At 56.6% G+C, this 8434-nt stretch carries 5 protein-coding genes; 3 read left to right on the forward strand and 2 right to left on the reverse strand.

The genetic code is table 11. The annotated features are described in order from the left end of the window. On the forward strand, positions 1-1030 hold a 1030-nt coding region (locus tag P0D96_RS46895; protein ID WP_408321040.1), incomplete at its 5' end, for a hypothetical protein. Between the two features lie 350 nt (positions 1031-1380). Here P0D96_RS46895 and P0D96_RS46900 read toward each other — a convergent pair. Next, complete coding sequence (locus P0D96_RS46900) at positions 1381-1704, reverse strand: DUF4148 domain-containing protein (protein WP_408321042.1); 324 nt, start codon at positions 1702-1704, stop codon at positions 1381-1383. Between the two features lie 2417 nt (positions 1705-4121). Next, entirely contained in the window at positions 4122-5258 is a 1137-nt protein-coding gene (locus P0D96_RS46905) for a porin (protein WP_408321044.1), read from the reverse strand. Between the two features lie 489 nt (positions 5259-5747). On the opposite strand from P0D96_RS46905, the gene P0D96_RS46910 reads away from it, so the two are divergent. Both P0D96_RS46910 and P0D96_RS46915 read left to right on the forward strand, forming a co-directional pair. Further along, positions 5748-6407 carry a winged helix-turn-helix domain-containing protein gene (locus P0D96_RS46910; protein ID WP_408321046.1) on the forward strand — a complete coding sequence of 220 codons (660 nt, stop codon included), beginning with the start codon at positions 5748-5750 and terminating at the stop codon, positions 6405-6407. Positions 6408-7437: 1030 nt separating this feature from the next. Further along, positions 7438-8421 carry a LysR family transcriptional regulator gene (locus P0D96_RS46915; RefSeq protein ID WP_408321048.1) on the forward strand — a complete coding sequence of 328 codons (984 nt, stop codon included), beginning with the start codon at positions 7438-7440 and terminating at the stop codon, positions 8419-8421. The last annotated feature ends 13 nt before the right edge of the window (positions 8422-8434 follow it).

The following is an 8434-nucleotide window of genomic DNA, read 5'->3' on the forward strand; positions in this document are numbered from 1 at the left end:
GTTCACTGCCCTATATTTCGCGGCCGGCGGCGCCGACGCGCAAACCACGGCGAAGCCGGTAGTCACTCCAGGTTTTAGCCTGACCGTGTTCGCGGCGGGTTCCGGTGGGTTGATCAGCGCACCGGATTCATTGGCTGTGCTCGATGGTCGCGTTTGGGTTGGCTATGCAAATAACGGTGCACCAGATGGCTCGAACGGCGCGGTGAGTGTGATTGTTGAATATTCGCAAGACGGCAGTATCGTGAAGACTTATCAAGTAGCGGGACACAACGATGGCCTGAAGGTCAATCCGTACACGCATGAGATCTGGGCGATGCAGAATGAGGATGCGAATCCAAACCTGGTCATCATAAATCCCGCGACTGGCCAGGCATCCAAACCGTATTCATTCGGCAAGACACTCCACGGCGGCGGTTACGATGACATCGTGTTCAAGGACGACCAGGCCTACTTCAGCGCGTCCAATCCCACCCTTAACGCCAGCGGCAAGAATATCGGGCCCGCGATTGTCCGCGTTGTGCACCTTGACGCAAACAGCTACACGATCGACGTCACTCCGGTAATGCGCGGAACATTGGACGCCAGCAACATTCCGTTTGGCACGGTGGCAACCCTCACCCTGACCGATCCGGATTCGATGACGCTGACCCCGTCAGGTGACGTACTGCTCGATGATCAGGGAGATAGTCAGCTTGTACTGTTGCGTTCGTCGGGCGATGAACCGCGCGTGCAATATCTGCCGCTTCTCGGCAACGTGCAGGTTGACGACACGGTATTCGCCACTGCACGACGAGGCTTCCTGCTGGTGTCCGACACGAAGGCGAACATGGTGTACAAGATTAGTGCCAATGTCTGGCAGCGCGACGCGGCGTTCTCCGCATCAACGGGCGTGACCGCTACGAGTAGCGCGCTGGTGGTGCCGGCTTATGTCGGCCAGCTTGATTTGCGTAGCGGAGCACTCCTTCCTTTGGTGACCAATTTGGGAAGTCCGCACGGCATGGCCTTTGTACCGACAGACGACCAGCAGTAACGGCCTGGCGCTGATTGCCGGAGGGAGCGTTAAAAACCTTGGGGTCCGGCTCAATACGCCTATGATTCTGGCAGTCATGGCCATCGGAGGTGGAAATGAAAGTCACAATTCGCGTCGAGATCACTACCGATTGGGATGAAACGGACACCCCCGGTCAAGGTGCGGATGAGCTGGATCGATAGACGGGTGGGGCAAAAGTTCAGACGCGGCTTGTCGATAGCAGTTGTCGGTGCCGCATTGATTGATGGTCACTGTCGTGCAGTGCGTAGAGCTTGTTGGCAGCCAATTGGCTACGGCTCGTCGTTAATTCTCCATGCACTGAACGCACTTGTCAGACGAGCAGGTCCACATCAGTGGTGTCCGTACAGAGGGCTCGGAGTGGTAGAAATTGAAGTACGTTGGTCCCACTGCGTCGCACCGCTTGTAACTCCGCCCGCTCCTTGCGTAGCGGCCTGCATAGAGGAATTTCCTGCCGCGACGCGTGCTTCGGCAGCCTGAATGTCGGCGGGATAGGTAGCATTATCGCGTTTTGCCGGACTATATCCGGCCTTCTCTAACTGCAGGAGTTCGGCACGCACCTGTGCACGGGTGACCGTTGAGTTCCACTGCTGAGCGAAGCAGGATAACGGTGTCGCCAGAGCGGCAATTATAACGACGGCTTGAAGTGATCTCATGATTTGTACCTCCAAAGTAACTTCCGTTGAAAACAGCCCTGTTCACAGCCGGTCAGCAAAGGATAAGGTACGCATGCTTAAGGCGAGATTATGCGAGTCTCAGACGTTGGCGACGGCGCTAGTGCCGCAGTCTGTGCAATCTTATGCGCTTGACGTTTGTCGCATGTGGCAAAGACCGGCTTTGAATGGTCGTGTCCGCAGTGGGGCGTGCCGTCGGTACGACTGACGCTGTCTCCGGTCCTCTGAGGATGACATGCGGGATGAGGTGGCGAATATTGGTCGGTGATGGAACGGAGTGAATTGACGTCAGGATTGCTGGCGAGACTATTTTCTCTCTGGCACATTGATGCTCGGTTTGCGGCGCTGGGATGTCAGCAGTGCGAGTGACACTGCCTCATCGAAGCACTCAGCGAGCACTTGGTACCCCGGACCGCTTACGCCAAATACCAGCTATTTCCTCATGGGCACCCGGTCACATGGTTTGAACTGTGAGCAACCAGAGGTCTCCAGCAGCGCGGTTACTCGATTTTCCGGTAGCCTGAGCAGTATCTGGTTGTCGTAGACGCCTGCCACCATTGTTGCGCCCATAAAGAAGCCCGGACACTAAAATATTCGGCGCTCCTGTACGCCATCGCATCGACTGGCTATTGCTCGCAACGAGGCGAGCGGATCGATGAGGTCCTGATCCGGCTTGTGCATTGCATGTCCTCATCAAATCCGGTAGCGCGACTGCCTGTGTCGCCTCACATCCGCGTCGTCCACTTTCAAGGAAAAACGTCTTCCGATGCCGCCGGCGATTGCAGTGCGGCGCGCCAGTCGACCTGTTCCCTGTTGTGAGAAAGCGCCGAAGCGACTTCGTCTGGGCGGCCCCGTCGAACACAATCGTTGACGGGAGTGGACCAAATGTTGGAATCCTGCCTGATTTAGTTGTTCTGCATTCCCGTCGACCGGAGGCGCTGTGGGGTCGGCTGCATACCCGCGCGCACCGCTCAAACAAATTGCTGCAGGCGCTGCGCGCTGAGAGCGTCGCGTCCATCTACTTTGCGCTGTTCGGATGGGTGATTTCCGACGACGAGCTATCGGCGCTCGATATCTTTGAGCTGGGTGAAGGGCGGTTAAGCAATCGCGGTACTCGGTCTCGTTGCGTTGACGCAAACCCCGGCGTCGCATACACTTGAAAAGCACGGCCTCGCAAGTGGGCCTGAACAGTTATGGACTCCGCACCCTCCAAATATATGACCTTCTAAAGAAAGTCGATTGCTGCGTTCTGTAGTGTGTATGGACTCACGCTCGCAGCTTCTCGTTTTTGCGGGCTTTCATGGCGTTTTCTCGGTAGCAACTGCTTCCTTGTATGACGGACATACATCGTTGTTTGCGCGCATTGCACTGACAACTGGGTTTTTCAACCGATGCTTGTAATTCGACTACTGTAAGAAAGCGATGGAGATGTCACCGGCTGTTTGCGAACGATGACGAAGTACAAGGGGATTAATTAACAACCCGTTAGTGCCTGATGACGTCGATTGCACTGACAAGACACCTTTGCGCGCCTCGCGCTGTCCCGCAAGACCGGTTAGACACCTCTTTGCTGCAGACGCCGCCGAAAGTGAAAATTGACCCGGCTGATACCAGTTCCAATTGACGGCACTTCGTTGGTTGTCAACGTTCAACTCCCCAACCTAGGACCTGGGTCTCCCGCTCTGATGAACCGTTGGCTGTGCATGATCGCTTTGATTTCCATCGCCGAACGGATGTTGTTCGTATGGCCCCGTTCAATCTATGCAACGAGGCTTAAAGCAGGCTTAAATCGATAATCGGTGTAAACGCGAGGTGGAGCAAGCTCCCTGCTGGAGAAGCAGCGGCATTTCGTTTACCCACGGGTCGTGCAGGCAGTGTCGGCGTCGACTCGGGTCAAACCGCTTCGACGCATGCGTAGGTGTCTATCGGACGGAGAGCCACAGCACGCCGACCGCGATGGTCAGGACGGTCAGTGGCGGGCCCACCTTGAAGTAGCTCCCGAAGGCGTCCTTCGCCTTCACTCGCTCCGATAACGATGTGCGCCATCACGTCGACAGCCAGCGGCAACGGCGATGTCGGCGCCGATCCTAACAGGCTCGTTGTCATTCGCGACGTACCCCGAAGTATCGGTTCGTCCGGCGTTGCCCGTCGGAAGTTCGTCGCTTTGCGTAGTGCCGGATGCGTTGCAGGTGTGCTTGCGGAAAATAGCGATAAAATAGCTATCGTGGACCGAGCCAACTTTGGTCAAGGGAACGTGCCGGAAGGAGTCGGGCGTACAGATCATCGCAAACAACGCGGATGAATCGCCCGCGAATGTGTTCTGTGCTCTTCAAAGGTGAGACCTTAGGACCCGTCGCACTGCACGTTGGTGCAGGAACGACGGATGTCCGGACAACCTACTAGAAGCGCGTTCTCAAGCCAATTGTTGCCGCTAACTGACTGTTGCCAGACGACGCTGTCAGACCGGTGATGTCCGCGGTAATGCCGGAGTTGCCAGTACCGCTGACGTGCTGATAGACACCCTCGAGATAAACGTCGGTGCGCTTGGACAGCGAGTAATCCGTCCGCAAGTTGATTTGATTGTATTTCGGACTGACGCCGCTTACACGTGCATCGGTAAATGTGTAGGACCCGATGAGAGCCAATGCCGGCGTCAGGTTATAGCGGCCATTCACTTCGTAGTTCGTAAATCGGGCATCCCCACCTGTCAGCGTCAAGCCCTTATTCGTACCGGAGGCAAACGCGCCAATACCCGTCGCTGCGGACAATTTAGTCTGCGTGATCACGACACCGGCCACGGCAGGACCGAAAGCATAGCTGAGGCCGCCACCAAACGTGCGCTGGTTGCCTGCGCTAAACGTAGCGTCGTCAGAAACCGCCCCCGTCGCAAACGTCGAACCCGAGTTGTTCAGTTGAAGGTAGCCGACTGCTGCATTCAACGGACCCCAGTTATACGACGCGCCAACGCTGTACGCACGATTCGACGCGAATCCACCAGCCTGGTTCGAGAAGCCGTACAGACCACCGAACTTGAAGCCGCCGTAGCTGATGCTTTGATACTTGACCGAATTGCTGACCCGGAAGGAGTTGTCCAGGTTATCGTTGTCGTACGGGTGGGCGAAGTGCGTGCCGCCGTATTGTGTGCCGGTCAGCGAAAGCGGGCCAAGGTAATCGACCACGGAGTCGTATTGACGGCCGGCGGTCAGCGCACCATACGTTTCGCTTGACAGACCGACGAATGCCTGACGTCCAAACATGCGCCCGCCTTGACCGAGCGAGCCGCTTTGAATGCTAAAACCGTTTTCCAATGTGAAGATGGCTTTCAGTCCGCCGCCAAGATCCTCCGCGCCACGCAGCCCCCAACGGCTGCCATTCGTATCGCCGCTGGTCGCCTGGAAGTTTTTCTGACCGTGCTGATTGTTGGTGTAAGTCAGACCGGCATCGATTAAACCATACAGCGTGACGCTGCTTTGTGCATGGGCGGCGCTCGCCGAAAAGCACAACGCACTAACCGCAAGCAATGACTTCTTTTTCATTCAGGTTCTCCAAAGCGAAAGAGATGTTGGAAAGGCTCAACTTCTGTGAGATGAAACCCACGGCATCTTAATCATTGGAATGGCTCCGGTCCTCGTCCGCTACGCGAATTCAGAATTGCTGGTTCTCTTGCGCATATGACTAACCCCAGATCCCGTACGGGATAAGGGCGCAAAATGTTTGACCAGCGGATAAGGCATTTGCATAGCTATGCAACGCTCTCCGTTGTGTGCTTGCAACGTGTTCTTTTCGATTACGCGCTGTCTCCGCTGCATTCGTCCTCCTGACGAGTTAGCAGCGTTACGCTTTGGGTGACGCATATGACAAAAATGTAATCTCCCGGTCAGTGCGCGGATAAAGTGTGGTTGTGCACAATCGTTCCGCGACATCTGAATTGTCAAATCCACTCGCGGACCCGGAGGATCCATTTCACCCGTCTCTAACCCGCCTTCGTTGCGCTCGCCCGGTTCGCTCGTTTCATCCTGCCGATCATGCGTATTCTTTTAGCGGAATCGGTTGAGCGGGATGCAAGGCGACTGTCGTCGATTCTGCGCGCCCAAGGCTATGCCGTCGACCGCGTCAAAAACGATCGCGAGGCGCAACTCGCACTCACCACCGCGCGATATGCGCTGGTCGTCTTGAACATGATGTTGCCTCGCGGGTCGAGTCTCGATCTTCTTGTCTCGCTACGTCGAATCAATCGAGTGGTTCCGGTCTTCACCTTCAAAGAAGGTGACAACCCCGCAGATTGTGTACGCGCCCTCGAGGCCGGCGCCGACGACCATCTGAACAAGCCGTTCGATTCGCGCGAACTGGTCGCTCGATGTCGCGCGTTAGTACGTCGCTCTCAGGGGCGCAGTACGGATCAGATCCGGCACCGCGAACTGCTTATCGACACGGCATCGCGAACGGTGACGCGCGCGGGTGTACCGGTCCCGATATCGGGGCGGGAATGGGCAATCCTGCTTCAGCTTATTGCCTACCGTGGCATACCTCAGTCGTCGTCGACGCTCGAAGACTGCATCTACGGGTGGAAAGAGGAAGTAGAGAGTAATGCGATACAGGTTCACATCTCCAACCTTCGCAGGAAGCTCGGGGCGGATACGATCGAAACGGTGCGGAGGGTTGGATACGTCATCAGAGGCGAGTAGGGGAGAAGTGAAGTCCGATCTGCAATGGAATGCGAACGCGCAGTTACGCCTTCGACCCGAAGAGCGGGCGCCTGTTTATCAGCTCGCGCGACCCCGGTAAGCTGTTCGTGATGAATGCGAGCAACGGCTCGATCATCCAGCTCGCTCGATATCGTCAACACATCGGACGACATGACTGTCGACGCGGCCCATCGTCACTTGTAAATCACAGGTTCGATGGGTCTAGGTGTCGTCGACCCCGTCGGGCCGGATCAATACGCGGTCAAACAGCATCTCGACATTCTTGGCGGGACAACCTCGGTCTACATTCCATCGCTCCACCGGCTCTACGTTATTCATACGAAGGGCTCGACGCGGCGATGGCGGGACTGCAGGCGTTCAGTGTGCGATGAAGCGCGAAAGTCGCTCTGTCTGAGCTGGGTCCAGCATCGAACCCGGTGAACGCGCGGCAGTATTGAGGCCTTTCTATCGCAGTGTTGGGAACGCAGCGCAGGCAACGGCGAGACGTGGCCGTGGCCGTGGCCTGTGTCTCGTCACTGCCGTCGCGCGCTGTCATGGCGCCGAGATCGCGATGGATGAATCACGAACCGGGTAGCAATTGCTCCTCTAATTTCAGCGTAGATATCGAACGTATGCTCTAATCATCGTCAAGGTTGCGAGCCGGTTCGACTCTAATCTGAGAGGTTCGATACCGACATTGATTCGCATAGAGTCAAAAGAGTATCTGACGATGCATCCAAAAAAAGTAGATGGGTCGAATTGCATTCCGAATTGAGCCTTAAGGCAACCTTAAATAATAGTAAACCAGTAAAATAACAATCCTGTAATCTGCCAGACGGCTTTGGGTAACGAAGTGGCCGCTATGCTGCGAACTAACCTCCCGCGGTCAGACCCATACGTTGTGATGCGGTTCGTGACTTCGCATGGAGTCTGACGTCCAGCAGATGGAGTGCCCACCTATGGTTTCTCGCCCCCCCCCACCACCGGATTGCGCCCGACGCCTGTCATCCGGTGCGCGCCGGAGAATACGATGAATCAGTTGGCGTCGGTACGCATCTTCGCCAAAGTCGCGGAATACCTGAGTTTTGCTGAAGCCGCCAAACAATTGGGCATTTCCAATTCGGTGGTCACGCGTAGTGTCGCGACGCTCGAGGAACACCTGGGCGTTAGGCTCGTCAACCGGACTACGCGGCGAGTATCGTTGACCGGGACGGGCCAATTGTATTGGAAGCGCTGCATCGAATTGCTCAGGCAGCTCGATGACATGGACGAATTTATCGCCTCTGCGGTGGGACAACCTGGCGGTTCGTTGCGGATAGCGGCGTCGTCGTTGTACGCGAGCACCGATCTGCCGGGGTTGCTGGCCGCTTATCGCGCCCAGCAACCCCGAATGAGTTTCGACCTGACCGTCTTCGACAATATGAGCGACGTAGCGGCCAGCGAGTTCGATGTCTGTTTCAGTATGGAACGTCGCCTGCGTGATTCATCGCTGGTATGCCGGCCGCTTGCGCAAACCCGCGACGTGATTGTTGCCAGTCCGGACTATCTGGCGCGTTGCCCGGCGCCACGTACGCCGGCCGAACTGGCCTCGCACGACGTGCTCGTTGCGTCGGATGCGCCAAGCCGTTACTGGGAGTTTCGCGACGCCCACGGCACACAACGCGTCGTCGTGCAGCCGATCATGAGCATACAAAGTCCTCAGGTCGTCAAGCAGGCAGTGCAGGCGGGACTCGGCATTGCGCGCTTATCACGTTCGTTCGTGCGGAACGAACTGGGCAACGGCAGTTTGCGTGCGTTGCTCCACGACGCGACACTCTGCGGCGACGAACGTACCGTGTGGCTACTGTATTCCGGCCAACCATACATGGCGATTGCTTTGCGCAGCTTCGTCGATTTCGTTGTGGAGCGCTATCGTCAGAAACCGCGGGAAAACAAGGGACAAAAGGAAGCATGCGTCGGCCCCGAACAACACCGACCGAGCAATACTGAATTGCTGTCGAGAGGGATTTTGTAGGTCCTAAAGTGCG

This window comes from Paraburkholderia sp. RL17-347-BIC-D, from assembly GCF_046027915.1.
In the GTDB taxonomy this organism is placed as follows: domain Bacteria; phylum Pseudomonadota; class Gammaproteobacteria; order Burkholderiales; family Burkholderiaceae; genus Paraburkholderia.